The 22059-nt window shown below is 28.5% G+C and carries 17 protein-coding genes and 1 other annotated feature; of the genes, 1 reads left to right on the top strand and 16 read right to left on the bottom strand.

Going from position 1 to position 22059, the window contains the following annotated elements:
• Window positions 1-92 precede the first annotated feature (92 nt).
• The 13 genes from ACYUET_RS05685 to hypB all read right to left on the bottom strand — a co-directional run bounded on the left by ACYUET_RS05685 (window position 93) and on the right by hypB (window position 15121).
• Window positions 93-1109: a sensor histidine kinase gene (locus tag ACYUET_RS05685; RefSeq protein ID WP_460278325.1), complete on the bottom strand. Its 1017-nt coding sequence runs from the start codon at window positions 1107-1109 to the stop codon at window positions 93-95.
• 1 nt (window position 1110) lies between these two features.
• The gene (locus ACYUET_RS05690) at window positions 1111-1785 is read right to left on the bottom strand and encodes a response regulator transcription factor (RefSeq protein WP_460278327.1); all 675 of its coding nucleotides are present in this window, start codon (window positions 1783-1785) and stop codon (window positions 1111-1113) included.
• Window positions 1786-2087: 302 nt separating this feature from the next.
• Window positions 2088-2447, bottom strand: a complete 360-nt coding sequence (locus tag ACYUET_RS05695) for a hypothetical protein (protein WP_460278328.1) — start codon at window positions 2445-2447, stop codon at window positions 2088-2090.
• A gap of 101 nt (window positions 2448-2548) precedes the next feature.
• A complete protein-coding gene (locus tag ACYUET_RS05700) occupies window positions 2549-3319 on the bottom strand; it encodes a DUF2087 domain-containing protein (RefSeq protein ID WP_460278800.1) in 771 nt (256 codons plus the stop codon).
• Window positions 3320-3583: 264 nt separating this feature from the next.
• Window positions 3584-3946: a response regulator gene (locus ACYUET_RS05705; protein ID WP_460278329.1), complete on the bottom strand. Its 363-nt coding sequence runs from the start codon at window positions 3944-3946 to the stop codon at window positions 3584-3586.
• A gap of 34 nt (window positions 3947-3980) precedes the next feature.
• On the bottom strand, window positions 3981-6827 hold the full coding sequence (locus ACYUET_RS05710; RefSeq protein ID WP_460278330.1) for a PAS domain-containing hybrid sensor histidine kinase/response regulator: 2847 nt from the start codon (window positions 6825-6827) through the stop codon (window positions 3981-3983).
• 16 nt (window positions 6828-6843) lie between these two features.
• Entirely contained in the window at window positions 6844-7914 is a 1071-nt protein-coding gene (locus ACYUET_RS05715; protein ID WP_460278331.1) for an HD-GYP domain-containing protein, read from the bottom strand.
• 296 nt (window positions 7915-8210) lie between these two features.
• Window positions 8211-9047, bottom strand: coding sequence for an ABC transporter ATP-binding protein (locus tag ACYUET_RS05720; protein WP_460278332.1), 837 nt, complete (start codon window positions 9045-9047; stop codon window positions 8211-8213).
• Between the two features lie 2 nt (window positions 9048-9049).
• Window positions 9050-10129, bottom strand: coding sequence for a FecCD family ABC transporter permease (locus ACYUET_RS05725; protein WP_460278334.1), 1080 nt, complete (start codon window positions 10127-10129; stop codon window positions 9050-9052).
• Complete coding sequence (locus tag ACYUET_RS05730; RefSeq protein WP_460278335.1) at window positions 10129-11151, bottom strand: ABC transporter substrate-binding protein; 1023 nt, start codon at window positions 11149-11151, stop codon at window positions 10129-10131. Before ACYUET_RS05730 ends, ACYUET_RS05725 begins: the two co-directional genes overlap by 1 nt.
• A gap of 134 nt (window positions 11152-11285) precedes the next feature.
• Entirely contained in the window at window positions 11286-11627 is a 342-nt protein-coding gene (locus ACYUET_RS05735) for a hydrogenase maturation nickel metallochaperone HypA/HybF (protein ID WP_460278337.1), read from the bottom strand.
• A gap of 86 nt (window positions 11628-11713) precedes the next feature.
• Window positions 11714-14413, bottom strand: a complete 2700-nt coding sequence (locus ACYUET_RS05740) for an FAD-dependent oxidoreductase (RefSeq protein WP_460278338.1) — start codon at window positions 14411-14413, stop codon at window positions 11714-11716.
• Between the two features lie 36 nt (window positions 14414-14449).
• A complete protein-coding gene (gene hypB, locus ACYUET_RS05745; RefSeq protein WP_460278339.1) occupies window positions 14450-15121 on the bottom strand; it encodes a hydrogenase nickel incorporation protein HypB in 672 nt (223 codons plus the stop codon).
• Window positions 15122-15541: 420 nt separating this feature from the next.
• On the opposite strand from hypB, the gene ACYUET_RS05750 reads away from it, so the two are divergent.
• The gene (locus ACYUET_RS05750) at window positions 15542-15931 is read left to right on the top strand and encodes a hypothetical protein (protein ID WP_460278340.1); all 390 of its coding nucleotides are present in this window, start codon (window positions 15542-15544) and stop codon (window positions 15929-15931) included.
• Between the two features lie 103 nt (window positions 15932-16034).
• Here the strand turns inward: ACYUET_RS05750 and ACYUET_RS05755 are convergent, their stop codons facing one another.
• From ACYUET_RS05755 to ACYUET_RS05765, 3 genes are all read right to left on the bottom strand, one after another.
• Entirely contained in the window at window positions 16035-17696 is a 1662-nt protein-coding gene (locus tag ACYUET_RS05755; protein ID WP_460278342.1) for a glutamine--tRNA ligase/YqeY domain fusion protein, read from the bottom strand.
• Between the two features lie 191 nt (window positions 17697-17887).
• Complete coding sequence (gltX, locus tag ACYUET_RS05760) at window positions 17888-19549, bottom strand: glutamate--tRNA ligase (protein WP_460278343.1); 1662 nt, start codon at window positions 19547-19549, stop codon at window positions 17888-17890.
• 277 nt (window positions 19550-19826) lie between these two features.
• Window positions 19827-20047 (bottom strand) — a binding site (T-box leader).
• 117 nt (window positions 20048-20164) lie between these two features.
• On the bottom strand, window positions 20165-22054 hold the full coding sequence (locus ACYUET_RS05765) for an ABC transporter ATP-binding protein (RefSeq protein WP_460278801.1): 1890 nt from the start codon (window positions 22052-22054) through the stop codon (window positions 20165-20167).
• Window positions 22055-22059: the final 5 nt, after the last annotated feature.

The raw sequence follows: 22059 nt of genomic DNA on the forward strand, positions 1-22059 counted from the left end.
TAATAAAAAAAGAAATGTATTGCCTTAATCTTGACTTACATTTCTTCTTTTAACCTTACATATGTGTAAGATTAGGCACATTTTATTGTGCCTTACTCTATTTCAATCTTCTTTCTTGAAAAATCAATAGTTACCATTGTTCCTTTTCCTACTTGTGAGGTAATAAATATTTTATGAGAAATATTATTTAAAATATTCTTACATAAATATAGCCCTATACCTGTAGACTTTTTATTCATTCTACCATTATATCCTGTAAATCCTTTTTCAAATACCCTAGGTATGTCCTCTTCTTCTATTCCAATTCCAGTATCCTTAATTATTAAAGTATCTTTATTTTGTTTATCCATATAAATAGAAATTGTACCTTCTTTGGTATACTTTAGTGCATTAGATAAAATCTGTTCTAATACAAATGTAAGCCACTTTTCATCAGTTATCACTCTATAATCTATTTCTTCTAAATCCAATTTAATCTTCTTATTAATAAACATTAAAGCATGCTTCTTAACTACTTGATGAAGAATATTTTGTAAATTATATTCTTCCAATCTTAAATCAGAAGACATACTTTCTAATCTAAGGTAATGAAGTACCATCTCAACATATTGCTCTATTTTAAATACTTCTTGATTCATAAGTTTCTTATTTTCAAATGAATCCATAGATTGTAAAATCATATGTAATGCTGAAATAGGTGTTTTTATTTGATGTACCCACATTGTATAATAATCTATCATTTCACTACGATTATTATTAATCTTATACTCTAAGTCTGACTTACTATTATATATTTTTTTAATAATCTCTTGGTAATCTTCTTCTATCAACTTATTATTTTCTGGCATCTTTTCTAATTTATCTTCTACTGTATTAAAAATATATTTTAAAAATATATGCTTATTATAAAATCTATAGAAATCATATAAGCTAAATAGAAACCCTAATGTAATTGTTAATAAACTAGCATATAAAACAGGTTCTAACGGAAGATGATATAATAAATATACAACTAAAAATATACTAATAAATATAAAAAATGCACCAATAATCTTTGTTCTTTCTTTAAAATAAGAGAATATCATAAAAAAAATAGATTCTTTTTGCATACTAATCACCTACCATATAACCAATTCCTTTTTTAGTTTTAATAAAATCTTTAAGTCCTATATCCTCTAATTTTTTTCTAAGCCTAGTTACATTAACAGTTAATGTATTATCATCAATAAAACTGTCACTATTCCAAAGATGATTCATAATGTCATCACGAGAAACAGCTTTATTTTTATTTTCAAAAAGTATTTGTAATATCTTAAATTCATTTTTGCTTAATTCCAATTTGTCATCATTATATGTAAGAGTTGTATCCCCTAAATTAAGAACTGCTCCATTGCTTTCTAATATATTTACTTTTCCTTGAAATGAATAAGTTCTTCTAATTAATGCTTGTATTTTTGCAACTACTACATTTAAATCAAAAGGCTTTGCAATAAAATCATCAGCACCCATATTAATAGCCATGATTAGATTCATATTATCACTAGCAGATGATGCAAAAATTATAGGCACCTTTGATATTTTCCTAATTTCTGTACACCAATGAAAGCCATTATAAAAAGGTAAAGTAATATCTAAAATTACTAATTGAGGATCATATTTAATAAATTCATCAATAACATTATTAAAATCAGAAATAATTTCTGCTTCATATCCCCATTTACATAAATGATTTTTTAAAATACTTGCTATAGTTATATCGTCTTCTACAATTAATATTTTGTACATTAATTTCCTTCTCCTGTGCTTGATTTTTCAATTTTAATTATTACTATAATTTTTTAACTATATAATTAATATAGCTTTGTTTTATTTTTCTACTCTTATAGATTCTATTAAATAATCTAAATTCCCTTTATTGCAATAATTTAAAAATTTATAATTGTGTTGTCTATAAATTATAATGTTATCCCCCTTTTTGTTATTTATCATTAATCTTAATATTACATAATTATGGTATAATATTCAAATTAAAAATAAAAACTAGTAACATTAAAATATAATTTAATAATTACTAGTTTTCATATGAATTATTTTTTTCTCTTCTTTTTAAATATCTTGCCTAAATTTTCAAAACAATTTACAAAATTAATATATTCTTTTGTATCTTTTATAGCGTTTCTAAACTCTTCATCCCTATAATTACATTTTGGTGTTGTATAGACATCTTTTCCATCTATAGAAACATTAAAACTATATATATTATTTTTTCCTTCTATTTTTATTAATTCATCTTTATTAAGTTTAATAATAACATCTAAGTACTGTATTCTTTTACTATCTTCTGTAATTTCCTTTTGTTCAGCTTTTAATATAGTGCCTATTTGGGTTCTAGTTGTATAATGACTTATATCCTTAATTAGTTGTGAATGATATTTATTAAAATCCATTCTACGTTCCTCCAATCATATATTCTATAATAAATTAACTTTTTATAAATATATTCTGTTAAGTACATTTGTATTACAGATTATATGATTTGTTTTAAGAACTATTCTTTTATCCAATAGCTACTACAATCATTAGAACGTTCAATAAATCCATATTCTATCAGTGCTCTTCTAATCGAAGCATAATCTTCATATATTCTTTTCAAAATCCTATTTATTTCTTTTTCTGAATATTTCTTTCCCTTTGAAAAATTCTTAACTACTTCTCCTAATATTATTATCTTCTTTTTCTCTTTAGCCGGATATGTCTTTATAGCTCCATTTTCATCCATATAGTTTTTAATTGTACTTTCTCTTTCCTTATCAGTAATGTTATATCTGTCATCTATAGTAGTTGCTGTTTTATGTGCATCACATAAAGACTCTGTATCTAATTTATTTATCTTTTTCTTTGTTCCACTAGATATAAGCTCCATCATTGCTAAAAATAATCTTGCTTGTTTCTCTTTTTCACGTAATTTATAACGATGATTTCTTATTGTTGAATGTGCAACACCTAACTTTACAGCAATTTCTTTATCCGTTAACCCTGAAGCTATTAAAACTAACAATTCCCTTTGCACCTCAGATATGCCTGTAAAAGTATTATTCATTTCTAATAGATACTCTAATGATGAACCATGACTTTTTTCTATATGAAGTTCTGTTGCCTTTTTTGCATCATAAAGCATAGAATCTATTTCATATATTCTTCCTTTTGTAAATTCCTCTTCACAAATAATGCACTTATAACTCTCATCCCCCTCAATATACCCTCTTTTTACCTCTTCAATCGTTGCATCCCAAAATAATTCTTTATTATTTTCATTCATATTACTCAATACCTCTTTCATTTTTATCTCTATATTCATATTATGACTATTTTGCAATTTTGTCTATATATAAATAAACTTTTTATGATAAAGTTTATATTTAAAATTGTTGACTGTTCGATAGTTGAAATTTTACGAGCTATTTTCTATCACAAATTATTCTATTAACTCATTAAAAAATTCTAAATCTATGTATAAGAAAAACCCTAGACTAATCTAATTAATCTAGGGTTTTTCTGTTAGTATAAATAATATTTCTGTATACTATTTATATTCTTCTAATGTTTTTAATAATTCTTCAGTATCAAAAGGTTTCCTAATATATCCTTTAGCTCCTAGTTCTATACATTGATTTTTTACACTTTCATATCCTACTGCTGAGATAATAAATACAACTGCTTTAGGATTAATTTGCATAATTTCAGTCAATACATCAATACCATCCATTGTAGATTCAGACATGTTTAAATCCAGAAACACAATATCTGGATTTTCAGCATTAAATATCTCTATGGCATCTTCTCTACCTGATGCCTCGAATATTGTATGGAAACCTCCTTGTTCAATAATCTTTTTTACAAACATCCTCATAAAAGATGAATTATCAACAATTAAGATCTTTTTCACATTAAAAACTCCTTTATATATGTTTTTTAATTTCCTAGCAAAGTAAGTCTTTTATTTTACCAAAAAATCTAATACATTCATCTATTTCTTGTTTTAAAACTGCTTCCTCCAGCTTTATGGCTAATTCATAAATAGAAATTATTCTTAAATTTCCGGAAGAACCTTTTAATTCATGAACTAATCCTGCTAATTTATGAAAATCACTATTATCAATAGCTTTATTAATATTTTCAAATAAATCAGGTAAATATTTTATATATTCTTCAAGAATTTCTTTTGCATCTTCTTTTTTAAGCCCTGTATTTTGAACAAAATAATTAATATTATTTTCTATAATATTATTATAATCGAGTACTTTACAATTTTCTTTAGTATTATCTTCTATCATATTAAACATAATATCAAAATTAATAGGCTTACTAATATATGCATCCATTCCAGCTTTAATACACTTTTCATAGTCACCTTCCATCACATTAGCAGTCATTGCAATAATTTTAGTATGTTTTTTAGTCCCTTCAATCAACCTTATTTTGGATGTACATTCATATCCATCCATTACTGGCATTTGACAATCCATAAAAATAACATCATAATCTTTTCCTTCTACTGATTTTAATGCTTCACTACCATCAACGGCTATATCACAGGTCATATTATGAGTTTTAAGCATACTTATAACAATTTTACGATTCATTTCATTGTCTTCAACCAATAAAATTCTTGGTTTTAATGCATTTTTAACTTCTTTAACTATATGTTTTGTTACAACTTGAGGTTCTTCATTCTCTTTTTTCAAACCCAATGTTATAGCTATACACTCAAACAGTTCATCTCTTCTTACAGGCTTACCTAAATATGATGAAAATCCATATTCTTTTGCAAGTTTAGTATCTCCTTTTTGAGTTACTGAAGTTAAAAGTATTAGTTTAATATCCTTTGCAAAAGGTATTGTTTTTAATGTAGTTGCAAGTTCATAACCAGTCATATCAGACATTTTATAATTTATAATGGCAATATTTATTTTATTTTTTGTATTTACATTTGAAAGAATTGTAGTAATTGCACTATTACCGTCTTTTGCTTCAAATACTTTTAAGCCAGTAGCCTGAAGATATGATGTAACAATTCCCCTATTATTTGTATTATCATCAACAATCAAAATATTTAAACCATTAAGCTTTTCAAATGCAAATTTCTGCTTTAAAACTCCCTTAGCAATTTTCAATCTTACATTGAATTTAAATGTAGACCCTTCCCCTAGTGTGCTTTCAACCTGGATTTCACCGCCCATCATTTTCACCAATTCATTAGATATTGCAAGTCCAAGTCCTGTTCCTCCATACTTTCTAGTCGTAGAAGCATCTCCCTGACTAAAAGATTGAAAAATTGTGTTAATATGCTCATTATGAATTCCAATTCCAGTATCCTTCACTTGAAAGTTAAGCATAACTATTCCATTCTCTTCTTCTAAAGAATCAACTGTAACAGTAATCTCACCCTGTTCAGTGAATTTTACTGCATTGCTTATAAGATTGTTTAAAATTTGACTAAGTCTTGCTGGATCACCAACAACCTTTTCTGGAACTCTTGATGTAATCATAGTATAAAGTTCAATTCCTTTTTCTTCTGCCTTAGGAGCAAGAAGTGAAACTGCATCTTCAATAGTATTTCTTAAATCAAACTCAATTTTTTCCATATTTAACTTTCTAGCTTCAATCTTTGAAAAGTCCAATATATCATTAATAATATGTAATAATACCTCTGAAGCAGCTTTTGCTTCACGTATAAACTCGTTTTGTTCTAAAGACAGATTAGTTGATTGCAACAACTTAAGGAATCCAAATATTCCATTTATCGGTGTTCTTATTTCATGAGACATATTTGCAAGAAACTGGCTCTTTGCTATACTAGCTGCTTCTGCTTGTTCTTTTGCCTTATATAGCTCCAGCTCTGCTTTCCTCTGTTCTGTAATATCTTCAGCAGTACAAACTAGATATTTAATATTACCATCCTCATCTTTATGTGGTTTACTTTTAATTTTAAGTAATCTATTTTCACCTTTATAATTCTTAATCTCAAGCTCTTTTTCTGCTAATTCATTTTTTTCGAATAACTCCCAATTATTTTCAGAAAATTTATTTGCGGTTTCTATATCGAATATATCATATAAATCCTGATATTCTAAATCACTTTTCTTCTTACCAAAAAACTTTGCATGTGCTTCATTAACAGTTGCATAAGAAGTAACATTACTTAAAGCCCAAATCTGTGATTCAGAATTATTAAGCAAAATTGATTGTCCATTAAGTATTAATTCATATGATTTTTCCTTTGCAATCCTTGATTTTGTATATGAAAAAGCTTTTGAAGTATCTATTAATATGTTAATTTTCTCTTCTTCCCATATTATAGGTTTTGATAAACTTTCATATCCTATAAATCCAATCAACTCATTTTGACTCTTTAATGGAATTATAAGCGCAGATTTTATTCCTTCCTTTAAAAAAGCTTCAGTTGCAAACACAGCTTCAGGTGGCAATTCCTCTATGCTATTTATTGCAACAAAATCATTATTTTTAATTTCACGCATCAGCCATGGAAGAGCATAAACTACCTCTTCTTCCTCAATTTTTCTTTTAGGGGGTATTTCTTCTTTATTCCATTGACATTCTATTTTCATAAAAGTAGGGTCTTTAGAAAAATAATAAATATAAATCCTATCTAAATCAAAAAATAAACCTATTTTTTCTAATGAGCTTTTTAACTCACTTTGATAATTAACACTATTTACATCTAAAACTTTCTTAAAAATATCATTAATTAATTTTAAACATTCATTAGAATATCTGATATTTGTATAATCATCTTCACTACTCATAAAGTCCTCCACTAAATTAAAGTTCACAGGTTTTTATAATAAAAAGAGTTAATTCTTTTAATAAGTCAATTTCATAAGGTTCTAAAAGTAAATTTCCAAGTTTATCATATATAACTTTTACCACAGGTCTTGTTGGCATTGATGTATTTTGTCTTATAACTAAACCCTTTTCATTTGAACTTAGAATAACAGCACATCCAGTCGGGAAAGCAGCTATATTACTAGTAAATTTTTTTACTATCTCTCCATCAAAATAAATGTTACTCATACCAACAAGGTACTCAATAACCTCAGGAACAGTTTTACTTTCCTTCATATTTCTACCTGATATTAAATTATCAAATACATCACATATAGACACTATCTTTGCAATTTGGTTTATTTCATTTCCTTGTAATTTTAAAGGATAACCACTCCCATCACTTCTTTCATGATGCATTAATGCTACCACTTTAACAGCTGCATTCCAAATATACTGTTCTCCTAAAAAATCATAACCAACCCTTGGATGCATTGATTTAATATACTTATCTAATTCATCCTTAGTCTTAAACTGGGTTAAAAGCTTTTTATCATTCATGATTTTTATCTTTCCTATATCATGCATTAATGCACCCGCAGCTATATCTTTAAGTTTTAACATACTATATCCCATATGAGTTCCTATTATTGTAGACAATACACAAACATTTACTGAATGTGAATATATATTGTTATCACTTGAACTTATTTCTGCAACATTTATTAAAACATTTTTATTTGATAATATATCTTCAATGACTGAATTTACTGAATTCATAACACTTGTACTATCAGTTTTTCCTTCACGACAATATCTTTGAATCATATCCTTAACAGCATGTTTACTCATTTGCCTTGTCTTTTCGGAAATGCTTTCTTCAATATCTACATCTTTTGATATATCATCATCAATGTATACTGAGTTAATTCCAATTTCTTTAATCTTTTCAATATAATAAGGTTTCAATTTTACTCCAACATTAAGTAAAACTCTACCTAATTCATCATAAATCTGTCTTCCTAGAATTTCGTCTCCCTTTAGGCTGGAGACACTAATAAGTCTCATATATACCTCCAACTAAAATAATTAGTTTTTTACTAGATACTAAAAGAATCATATAAAAAATCGCCAGAGTAGCTTTGAAGCCATCAAATTTTTCACTCATCTATATTTTTGAACATATTTGAAAAAATCTAGCAAAAATATCTTTCATATTAAACACAAAAGAAAACACCATCCGTAACGATTATTATTTAAATATCTTAGCATACTCTTACATTTTTGACTACACAAAATAATGTGTAAATTTAGGCACATGAAATAAAATAATAAATCAAAGAGGCGTTGTCTATTTTAGCCTTTTAATGAGTATGAACTCCTGTAAATCCATCTTCATGTATATGATCAGTTCCAAGACCTTTGATATGCTTATGTGTGTGCATAAATGATACTTGTAATTTTTTATTTATAGGATTAACTCCCACATACGCATTTACACCAAATACCTCTTTTAACATTTCAGAATTTATTACTTCTTCTACTGTTCCGAAATTCTTTATCCGTCCATCTTTCATTACAATCAAATAATCACAATACATAGATGCTAGATTCATATCATGTATAGCTGCTAAAGTAGTTATATTAAGACTTTTAACTAAATCCATAAGTTGTATCTGATAGCCTATATCTAAATGATTTGTTGGTTCATCTAGTATTAAAAAATTAGTATTTTGAACTAAAGCTCTTGCTATTAAAGTTCTTTGTTTCTCTCCTCCTGATAATTCTGAAAAACTCCTCTGACTATAATTTTCTAAACCCACCTTTTTTAGCATTTCCTTAACCATCTGTAAATCGTATTTAGAGTAATTTTCTAAAACAGATTTATATGGATATCTTCCCATTTTTACTATTTGTTCAACCGTAAAATCAAAGTGAGTATTACTTTCTTGAGCTAAAACTGCAATCTCTTTTGCACAATCTTTATGTTTCATTTTAATTAACTCTTTATTATCTAATAATATACTTCCACTTGATGGTTTATAGAGTCTATATATATTTTTAAGTAATGTAGATTTTCCTGAACCATTAGGACCTATAATTCCTACAAATGAACCTTTCTTAATATTAAAAGATATATCTTTTAGTATTGCTTTTTTATCTATGCTAAAACTTAAATTTCTAACCTGCACTTTAAACATTACTATTTTCCTCCAAATGAATAATTTTTCTTAGAAATCAAATATAAGAAGAATGGACCTCCAACTAATGAAGTTATTATTCCTATAGGTATTTCTATTGGTGGGAAAAGACCTCTAGCTACAATATCTGATAATATTAGAAATATAGCACCTATTAATGATGAAAGTACTATAAGTTTTTTATGATCACTTCCTACTATAGTTCTAGATATATGTGGCACTACAAGTCCTATAAATCCTATCGCTCCAGTTATAGAAACTAATGTTGATGTAAGTAATGTAGCTAGTATTAAAATTGTAGATTTTATAAGTTTTATGTTAATTCCAAGTATTATTGCGCTATCATCACCAAGAAGTAATATATCTAATGATTTAGACATTATTAATGCTCCTATCATAACTATAATTAATATAATAAACGGAAATATTAAAACATCCCATTTCGCTCCCCCTAAACTACCAACAGTCCAAAACAAAGCAGTTTTTGCTTGATTTGAATTTTCTGCTGAATATATAAGTAAATTAGTAAGTGACGAAAATATTGTTGATATTGCCATACCTGATAATACTAATCTTGTTGTAGACGTTGTTTTACCCATTTGAGTGCCTATAGCAAAAACTAATATTCCTGATATAAGAGAACCTACAAACGCCCCTGCTCCAACACTATTTATCCCAAGTGATGATATTCCTCCTAAAACTATAACAAAAACAGCACCACAAGATGCTCCTGATGATATACCTAATATATAAGGTTCAGCTATTGGATTTTTAGTGACACATTGCATAAGGACTCCACAAATGGCAAGTCCCGCTCCACATATAAATCCAAGCAATACTCTAGGGAATCTTATTTCCCATATTATATTTTGTGTCATTACACTTCCAATATCGCTATACAATGTTCCATTTGTTAATTTGCTAAGTAGTATTTTATATACTTCTCCAGGTTTAATATACGTACTACCTACAGCTATTGCTGCAATTATTATAACTACTAAGATTAAACTTAAAGCTATAAGCCAAAGTAAAAAACCTTTCTTTTTAGAAAGGCTTTTTTTCTCCTCTAAAGCTACTTGCATTACTTATTTTCTCCAAAAAAATATCCATACATTTGCTCAATAAGCTTAGGATTTCTAACACCTGGAGATAAATCAGCTAATCCTACAACATATATTTTGTTATTTTTTATAGCAGGTACATCTTTAAGCGCAGGATGTGCTTTCAAGAAATCTATTTTTTCTTGTACTGGTTCCCCTGCCATAAAATCAGTTACTAATATAACTTCTGGATTCTCTGCTACTATACTTTCCCATGAAACATGTATATAAGGCTTGTTTGCATTCTTAGCAAACACATTTTTTCCCCCTGCAAGGTTTATTAAGTTATTAGCAAGCCCTGCTCCAACTACCATTGCATCATTTTCACCTGAATCATATACCATCATTTTCACTCTATCTTCTTCTTTTATATCCCCAACTTTATCAGTCACAACTTTTATATCACTTTTCATTTTAGTTATTACGTCTTTAGCTTTATCTTGTACTCCGAATATTTTTCCTAATAATTCAAAATCTTCATAAACAGTCTCTACTGTAGAGTCTGCCCTATAAGACTTAGCCATAAATGGGGTTATATCTTTTGATATAAGTTCATCTGGTGCTCCTGTAGTTTGTTCACTTATAGATGAATCCCATCCACTTACAAAATCTGCACCGGTAGCTATAAAAGCTTCTTTAGATATCGAATGACCTTCTCCAATTTTAAGTACTGGTATTTTGTTATACGCTTCTTCAAATTCAGGTAATATAGGATTATCTAAAAGAGCTGTTCCCACCATTCTATCCCCTAAATCTAGTGCTAATAGCATTTCTGTCATAAATTGAGATAATGTTACTGCCTTTTGTCTTGGTGATTTTACTGTTACATCATAATCTTTAGCACCATCTGAATATACATATTTTACTGTTTCAAAATTACTTTCATGAACTTCAGCATTTGTTTTTTTTACATTATCTTTTCCATTATTAGAACATCCTACTGCACTTACAGATAATGTAGCTATTGTTAATGTTATTATAAATTTTATTAGCTTATTATTCATCCCTATTTTCTCCTCCTTAATTATGTTACTTAAATATAGAAAATTCACTAAGTTACTGTGGAACGTCTATTTTTTTATCTATGCACCCATTTCCAAACGTAGTGCATGAACAATGGTGCGCCCTTCTAACAAGTTTAAAAAGCAATGACTTCCTTAATAATAAACTCTTTTCCACCTAATATATCAAAATCTGTACTTTGGCAGTATGGACATTTACCATCATTCTCTATAAGATTAAAAACTTTACTACATTTTTTACATATACCATTCCCCGGTAATATTTCAATTTTCAATTTTGTGTTCTGCAATAATGTACCATCCACAGCTGCAGGATAACATGATTCAATATATCTTGGAATTATAGATGATAGCTCACCAATTTGGAGCACTAGTGTATCAATTTTGGTTAATGAATTTTTTCTTGCGAAATTTTCGATAGTTTTAACAACTTCAATTACAACTCCTAATTCATGCAATTAGCCTCACCTCGCTTATATAAGTTTAAGGAACATGAAAGCGAGAGAAACATAGTTCTCCCGTCTTTTATTTTGTATGATTTATATTATTTGTCTTTTTCACTGTAAAAAATTGATTTTAATGCTTTTACTGGCTTTTTCACAGCAATTCTTACCTTACGTTTCAACGCATATTTTATAATCGTAGATTTCATATCTTTAAATTCTGGATTTTGCTTGTCATACTTTCTTACAAGTTTAATTGCATCATATTTACATTTTGTAGTACATACACCACATCCTAAACATAGATATTGATCTGCAACTGTTGCTCCACAACCAAGACATCGCTGTGTTTCTTTTTTTACTTGTTCCTCTGTAAATGTACCACGTAAATCTTTAAATGTTTCTTTAGATTCATTTTGGCTAATATTCCTTGCTTTTTGTCTTGGAATATTATCATATCCTTCAATAATAAGATTTGCTTTATCAAAAGCACGATATTCTCTCTTAATACGACCAAGAGTTAAACTTTGTCCTGGTTGAACATAACGATGAATTGAAATTGCACCTTCCTTGCCTAAAGCAATTGCATCAATAGCAAACTTAAGACCTGTCAGTGCATCTCCACCCGCAAATACATCTGGTTCTCCTGTCTGTAAAGTAAATGGATCAGCTTTAATCGTCTTATTGGGATTTAACTCCATTTTAGAGTTTTCTAATAACTCGCCCCAATCCATTCCTTGACCTACTGAAATTAAAACATTATTTGCTTTTACTATTTTAGTCTCGTTTTCATTAAATTTAGGGTTAAATTTTTTATTTTCATCAAAGACAGAAATGCATTTTTTAAATTCTACACCTACAACATGTCCATTTTCCACAAGAATTTGTTTTGGTCCCCATGAATTATTAATACTAATGTCTTCCTCTAATGCTTCTTCAATTTCTTCATCAAGAGCGGGCATTTCTTCTCTGCTCTCAAGACAATACATATGAACTTTTAATGCACCAATACGTGTAGCAGTTCTAGCAACATCAATAGCAACATTTCCTCCACCAATTACAATAGTTTCTCCTTCTATCTTCAAACCTTCACCTAAATTTACTTTACGTAAAAATTCTACACCAGTAATTACCCCATCAGCATCTTCACCATGAAGTCCTAATTTTCTACCAATTTGAGCACCTATTGCAAGATAAAATGCTTTAAATCCTTGATCTCGTAAATCATTAAGACTTACATCTTTACCAACTTCAATACCATTCTTAAACTCAACACCTAATTCTTTTAAAATATCAATTTCTGCATTTACCACATCTTTTTCCAATCTAAAAGAAGGTATTCCTAGTGCCAACATTCCTCCAAGTACTTTCTGCTTTTCAAATACAGTTACCTTATAACCATCAATAGCTAAATAAAAAGCGCAAGAAAGTCCTGAAGGACCTGCACCGATAACAGCAATTTTTTTCCCATATTGATGTCTTTTTTCAGGTATATAACGAATATCTTTATTCAAATCTTGCTCTGCAATAAATTTCTTGATATCATCAATAGCAATGGGATCATCAATATCTCCTCTGGTACAAGCTGATTCACATTTTCTTGGACAGATACGTCCACATACTGCTGGAAATGGATTTTCATGTTTAATAAGTTCTAGCGCTTCAGTATACCTTCCTTGAGATGCCAACTTGATATACCCCTGAATCCCTATATGAGCAGGGCATTCTGCTTTACAAGGACTTGAACCGGTATCTACAACAACTTTTCTATTGGTACGATAATCAATATTCCATTTGTCCGGACCCCATTCTGTATCATAAGGAAGTTCTCTTTTCTTTTCTGGAATAGGTGTTTTTGTACATATTTTTTGACCTACTTTTAATGCACCTGTAGGACAATTTTCAACACATTCTCCACAAGCAACACATTTCTCTGTATCTACTTGTGAAACATAATTTGAACGTACCATATCATGATTTACAAACATATTAGCAATTCTCACAGCAAAACAGCCACACCCACAGCAGTTGCAAATCGCATGAGTTTTTCCTTTACCATCTGTATTTGGTATATTATGCATCAACCCATTTGCTTCAGCTTTTTTAATAATTTCAAAAGCTTCTTCACGAGTAATCTGTCTTCCTCTACCTGTACGAATATAATATTCAGCAGCATGTCCTAGTTGAATACACATATCTTCCTTTAAGTGACCACAGCCTTCTCCCATAACTTCTCTTGCTGTACGACAAGAACAATCGGAAACTGAAAAAATAGTATTTTCATTAAGATATTTGGAGACTTCCTCATAAGATGCTCTTCTAGTTTCACCTGAAATAGACTGTTCAATAGGGATAACACGCATAGGACCAGAACCTACAGGAACATTACCTGCCGCTTTTGGACCTCTTAATTTTCCATAATCATCAAAAGCTTTCCCGATTTGAGGATACTTTTTAACATTTTCCTTGTTGTTAACCATCATTTCCATGTGACCTGGGACCCAAATTTCATGCCAGTATTTATCAACTCCGTCAATTTTATTAACAAAAGCAGCCCCAGCCATTGCTAATTCCCATAAAAGTTTCTCTGTTTCCTCTACTGATTTACCACATAAAGGGGAAATTTCCTTAGCACTCATTGGTTTACGTAGCTCAAGGCAAAGTCCTACTTCTGCCATTTCATCTGTAACAACAGGTTCCAAAATTTTATATTCAGGATCTTCTGGTTTAATTTCTGTTTTTGAACCACGTTTTTGCCTGCTGAACTTATTTGCCAGATTAAGTACTTTTTCTTTTACCATATAAATTTACCTCCAAATTTAATTTTTATTATGGTACTATTTCTCATTCCAATTTTTCACTTCAGTACGTATCCAATCAGCCCATTCATTAATTCCATTTCCATTTTTAGCGGATATAGGTATAATCTTGATATTTGGATTCAATTTTGTTGCATATTCTTTAACTGCCTCTAAGTCAAAATCAAAATAATCCATTGCATCAATTTTATTAATTAATAATACATCAACAATTGAAAACATTAATGGATATTTTAATGGTTTGTCATGTCCTTCTGGTATGCTTAAAATCATAGCATTTTTTGATGCACCAGTATCAAATTCTGCTGGACATACCAAATTACCTACATTCTCCAAAATTGCAAAATCAATTTCTTCTGTTCCTAATCCCTCTAATCCCTGTTTTGTCATATCTGCGTCTAGATGACACATTCCCCCTGTGTGAAGTTGTATTACTTTGGCACCAGTTTTAGATACTATATTAGCATCTACATCTGAATCAATATCTGCTTCTAAAATTCCTATTCTCATTTCATCTTTCAAAGCCTCAATAGTTCTTAAAACAGTTGTTGTTTTGCCTGAACCTGGTGATGACATTAAATTTAATAAAAAAGTTTTGTCTCTTTTTAATTCTTCTCTAAGCAAATTTGCTTGTTTATCGTTATTTTCGAAAACACTTTTCTTAATATCAATAACTTTATACGTATCCATATCATTCCCACCCCCACTTTGTTAAATTTTATCTTTTTATTTTTTAATTTAAACCATAAAAAAATATTATTTCAATCAAAATTATACCATATATTACAAATTAAAGAAATTAGTTTTGATTATATTAAGATACGGAAAATTAAATGGATTTTAGTTCTATCAAATATAGTCTAATAAAAAAAAATGTTCTTCAAGATGAAATACAGTTGATTTGATAAAAGAATTAAATTGATTATACATAGTAGTCATAAAAATATTATTTTAACTTATTTAATTGCAAAAACATTGTATAACCTCATTAACTCTAAATTAGATTTTGTTTTTATAATTATTAAATAGTAACATTTTAATTATAAAATCATATAATAATATAAATAATAGTTACTAATTCTATAATTAGTGGGGGAACTAAAAATTACTATGGATGATGCATTTGTTATTCAATTAAAAAACTTAGCAATACAATTAGGGGAAGTTGGTGTTCAATACGCTATAGAGTCATTAGCTGATTGGATTATTCCTAAAAATTCAATTACTTTAAATAGAGATGGTGGATCTGAATTAGTTCGTACAATTTCTTTTGAAGATGGTACAACCTTTGATATAATTATAAGATTAAGACAAGAAATGGTAGCTGAATTATTAAGTAAGAGTTCAAGACTAATTTATAATTCATATGTTACTCAATTTTCAGAGGAAGGAAACCAATGCCCTAACTATGAAGATAATGTATCTGTTCAAATAAAAGCTCATTCACCTAACAGAGGAGGAATTAGTCTTATTAATGGTTTAATCGGGATAAACTGGTAATATAGTATAAAATAAAAAGGCCGTCTCAAATTTGAGACGGCTTGTTTTTTATCACTTTAATTATTGGTTTATATATTTAATTTTCTATTTCTTTTCTTCTTTGTTATTTTAGCTTAAATGAACTTTTAAGTGATACTATTCTATTAAATACTAATTTTTCATCAGTAGTATATTTTGAATCTACTGTAAAGAATCCATTTCTAATAAGTTGTAACTTATCTTGTGCCTTAACATTTTCTACAGCTGTTGGTTCAATAAATCCTTGTAATACTTCCATTGAGTTTGGATTTATTTGTTCTAAGAAATTCTTTCCTTCATTTTCTTCTTCATCATCTAATATTAAAGGTTCAAATAATCTAAATTCTGTTGGTTTTGCTGTTTTAGCATCTACCCAATGAATAGTCCCTTTTACTTTTCTTCCTGTAAATCCTGAACCTGATTTTGTTTCTGGATCATAAGTACAGTGTATTTCTACAACTTCATCATTTTCATTTTTTATAACATCTGTACATTTAACAAAATATGCACCTTTTAATCTTACTTCGTTTCCTGGGAATAATCTGAAATATTTCTTTACTGGAACTTCCATAAAATCTTCTTGTTCTATATATAATTCTCTTGAAAATGGTACAAGTCTCTTTCCTTGAGTTTCATCCTTAGCATTATTTTCTACTTCTAACATTTCTGTTTGATCTTCTGGATAATTTGTAATAACTAATTTTAATGGTCTCATAACAGCCATTGCTGATGGTGCTTTTAATTGTAAATCTTCTCTTATAAAGTATTCTAACATTTGAGAATCTACTAATGAATTAGATTTAGCTACACCTATTGCTGTGCAGAAGTTTCTTATAGCTTCTGGTGTATATCCTCTTCTTCTTAATCCAGATATAGTAGGCATTCTTGGGTCATCCCATCCATCAACTATTCCTTCATCAACTAATTGCTTTAATTTTCTTTTACTCATAACTGTATTAGTCATATTTAATCTTGCAAATTCAATTTGTCTAGGAACAGACTCCATTTCACATTCCTTTACAACCCAATCATATAAAGGTCTATGATCTTCAAACTCTAAAGTACATATTGAATGAGTTATTCCTTCAATAGCATCTTCTATTGGATGTGCAAAATCATACATTGGATATATGCACCACTTATCTTTTGTATTATGGTGTTCTGCATGAGCAATTCTATAAATTATAGGGTCCCTAAAATTTATATTTGGAGAAGCCATATCTATTTTAGCTCTTAAAACTTTTTCCCCATCTTTAAATTCACCTTTTCTCATTCTTTCAAATAAATCAAGGTTTTCTTCAACAGTTCTATTTCTATAAGGACTTTCTTTTCCTGGTTCAGTTAAGCTTCCTCTATATTCTTTCATTTCTTCTGGAGTTAAATCACAAACATAAGCTAATCCCTTCTTTATTAAAAGGATAGCTTTTTCATACATTGTATCAAAATAGTTTGATGCAAAGAATATTTCATCCCAATTACCACCAAGCCATTTTACATCTTCTTTTATTGATTCAACATATTCAGTATCTTCTTTAGTAGGGTTTGTATCATCAAATCTTAAATTAAATTTTCCATTAAACTCTTCAGCTAATCCTGAATTTAAAACTATTGATTTAGCATGCCCTACGTGTAAATAACCATTTGGTTCTGGTGGGAAACGAGTTATTATTTTTTTATGTTTTCCAGTCTCTAAATCTTCAACAATTATATTTCTTATGAAGTTAGATGAATTAATTTCATTAGACATATCTTATCTCTCCTATTAATTATTTTCACATCTGAAAGTGACTACATAATATACTTATATGTATTTACATCTATTGTTAATTTTAATCTAATATATTAAAAAAATAAAGGTATTGAATTATGAATTTAAATATTCAATTTATTTTTTAAGATTCCATAATAAGACGAGCTTCTAATCTCGTCTTATTATGCCTATATTTCTAAAAATTTCTCAAATCTTTCTTTTGATTTATCTTGACCTAGTATATTCATAATAGTATAAAGATCTGGTGTGTTGCTTCTATGTGATATAGCGGCTCTTACTGCGCCTGCAACATCTGAAATCATACCTTTATATTGGTCTGGATTTGCTTTATATTCTTTTCTGTTTGCACAATATCCTAAATCTAAACCAATAGCTTTTAAATCTTCAAACCATTCCTCTTGACTATTAACATTAGTGTTATATTTATTCATATAAACTTTTATTACTTCTTTTGCTGATTCTAATGTTACTGTCTTGGGTAATTCAACTTGTTCTGCCTCTTCCTTATAGAATAATTCATCAAAGAAATAAAAGATTTTTTCTTTTACTTCATCCCACTTAGCATAGTCTTTTCTTGGTTTTGGACCTTCTTTATCTATATTAAACATTTCTTTAGACATTTTTTCATTAGCTGTAACTAATTCATAAATCTCTTTATCAAATTCTTTTGCCCAAGCCACATAATTATCATAAACTACATCTGCTTTCATTTTACAAATAACATTTTTACTTACATCATGTAATTTTACTATATCAAATAAAGCTCCTGATTTACTCATTTTATCTAAAACTACTTTAAACTCATGATAATCAGCTGTAGGATTTTCTTCTCTCCATTCTTCAAATGTTGAATTGATTATATTTAATAAATACTCAATAACTGAAACAGTTGGATATCCAACTTCATTATAATAAGAAACAGCAGCTTCAGCATCTTTTCTCTTTGATAATTTTCTCTTTGAACCATTGTCATTTTTCATTATTGTTGGAATATGAGCATATTCTGGTCTTTGTAAACCTAATACTTCAAATAATTGAACATGTATAGGTAATGATGATAACCATTCTTCTCCTCTTATAACATGAGTAGTTCTCATTAAAGAATCATCTATAGCATGTGCAAAATGATATGTTGGTAGTCCATCACCTTTTATTAAAACAATATCTTGATTGTTCTCTGGGAATGATATATCTCCTTTTATTAAATCATAAAATTCAATTCTATTTTCTATGTTTCCAGGTGATTTTAATCTTAATATATACTTTTCACCTGATTCTATTTTAGCTATAGCTTCTTCTGGAGTTAAATTTCTATACTTAGCATATTCACCATAATATCCTGGTGTTATTTTTTGAGCTATTTGCTTTTCTCTTAATTCTGATAATTCTTCTGGAGTACAAAAACATGGGTAAGCTAACCCTTTAGCAATTAAGTCCTTAGCAAAAGTTTTATATATTTCCGCTCTTTGACTTTGTCTATATGGACCATATTCCCCTTTAAAAGTTTCTTCTCCTGTCATACCTTCATTAAAGTCCATTCCAAAGTTATGCATTGTTTTTATTGTATCTTCAATTGCACCTTCAACTTCTCTTTTTTGATCTGTATCTTCTATTCTTAAATAAAAAATCCCTTCACTTTGACTTGCTAATCTTTCATTTATTAAAGCTGCAAATACTCCACCTATATGTTGAAACCCTGTTGGTGATGGGGCATATCTAGTAACAACTGCACCTTCTTTTAAATTTCTCTTTGGATATTTTTGAATATAATATTCTGGTGTCTTATCAATATCAGGGAATATTATATTAGCTAATTTTTCTAAACTCATTCTCTTTCCTCCTAAAAATTGTATAATGCACATGAAATAAAATAATAAACCCAAGAAGCCTTGTATATTCTTTATCAAATAAATAGATAAGTTCAGCTAATAGAAAACTATTAGCTAAATTTACTTACACAATATGATGTAAAATAGACGAGTATACTGATCTATTATTTTTTTAATGTGCCTAAATATAACTACTATGTTTTAAAACAGTGTTTATATTTTAGTATAAACATTCACTTAAAACATAGAAAAATATAAAAAAACTTTCGCCCTAAAACCTTAGGACGAAAGTTAATTCCGCGTTACCACCTAAATTGATTAAGTAAACTTAATCCACTCATTATCTCTATATGGGGAGATTACCCTAAAACTACTACACAATAAAGCTTTCATTTTAAACTCCAGAGCTTCTTTCTATAAAACTAACTATCAGGCTTACACCATCCCTAACTCGCTTTAAATTAATATTTATATACTCTTCTCTTTCAATGCAATTATCTATATTAATCTTTATAAAACATAGTATTATTATATATATACAAATTATTATTGTAAATAGTATATTAGATAATATCTTTGAATTAATGATATTATCTTAATAGTTATAAAATTTCTTTAAGATAATTCGAAAGCTCCTGTATAAAGTTGATAATACTTACCTTTTTGTTTAATTAAATCATCATGATTTCCTCTTTCAATAATTCTTCCTTGATCTAATACCATAATTACATCAGAGTTCTTAATTGTAGAGAGTCTATGAGCAATTACGAAAACTGTTCTTCCTTTCATAAGTTTATCCATACCATCTTGAACAATAACTTCTGTCCTTGTATCAATACTAGATGTCGCTTCATCTAATATTAAAACTGGTGGATCAGCAATAGCAGCTCTAGCGATTGTTAATAGCTGTCTTTGTCCCTGTGATAAATTTCCTCCATCACCTGTAAGAACTGTTTCATATCCATTTGGTAGATGTTTTATAAATTGATCTGCATTTGCAAGTTTTGCTGCTGCATAAACTTCTTCATCTGTTGCATCCAATTTTCCATATCTAATATTATCTGCAACTGTTCCAGTAAATAAATGTGCATCCTGCAGTACAATTCCAAGTGACTTTCTTAAATCAGCTTTCTTAATTTTATTAATATTTATACCATCATATCTTATTTTCCCATCCTGAATATCATAGAAACGGTTAATTAAATTAGTAATAGTAGTTTTTCCTGCACCTGTAGCACCTACAAAAGCTATTTTTTCTCCTGGCTTTGCATAAAGTTTTATATTATGTAATATAATTTTTTCATCATTATAACCAAAATCAACATCATCAAATACTACATCTCCAAGGAGTTTTTTATAAGTAACTGTTCCATCTTCATGTGGATGTTTCCATGCCCAAATTCCAGTACGTTCTTTTGCTTCTATTAATTCTCCATTTTCATCTTCTTTAGCATTAACTAAGGATACATACCCTTCATCCATTTCTGTTTTTTCATCAAAAAGTTTAAATATACGTTCAGCTCCTGCTAAAGCCATAATAACAAAATTAAATTGTTGAGCCATTTGATTTACTGTTTGGCTAAAACTTCTTGTTAATTGTAAGAATGATGCAAGTCCTCCAATAGTAAATCCACCAAATGATCCAATAGCAAGTATAGATCCTAAAATAGAAACAGATACATAATTTATATATCCGATATTACCCATAACTGGCATTAAAACATTTGCGTATTTATTTGCATTATTTGCACTATTAAAAAGCATATCATTTAATTTATCAAAATTAACTTTAGCTTCTTCTTCATGACAAAACACTTTTACAACCTTTTGTCCTTCCATCATTTCTTCTATATAACCATTTACTGCACCTAAATCTTTTTGTTGAAGACCAAAATATTTTCCACTCTTTTTGCCAATAAATTTAGTAACATAAAACATTAAAATTATAATTAAAACTTCAACCCCTGTTAGTGGTAAACTTAAATAAATCATAGAAATAAATATACTAACAACTGTTATGATTGCCGATAACAATTGTGGTATACCTTGACTAATCATTTGTCTTAATGAATCTGTATCATTTGTATATAAGCTCATTAAATCTCCATGTGAATGTGTATCAAAGAAGCTAATAGGTAAAGTTTCCATATGCGCAAACATATCATCCCTTATTCTTTTAAGAGATCCTTGAGAAATTATAATCATTATACGACTATATATATATGTTGATAAAACTCCAATATAATAAATTACTGCCATAGTAATTATCATTTTAAGTAATGGTGCAAAATCTACCCCAGATTTATTCAAAAGCGGTGTTATATAATCATCAATTAAATTTCTCAAAAATAATGTACCAACAACATTAGCAAGAGAACTTATAATAATAGTTAATAATACAATAAAAAATAGAAACTTATATCCCTTAAATACATAAGATAATAATCTCTTCAATGTTTTTAAAGAATTCTTACTAACCTTTGCATGGCCACCTCGCCTATTCATCCCTC

It is taken from the genome of Clostridium sp. CTA-5, assembly GCF_054768135.1.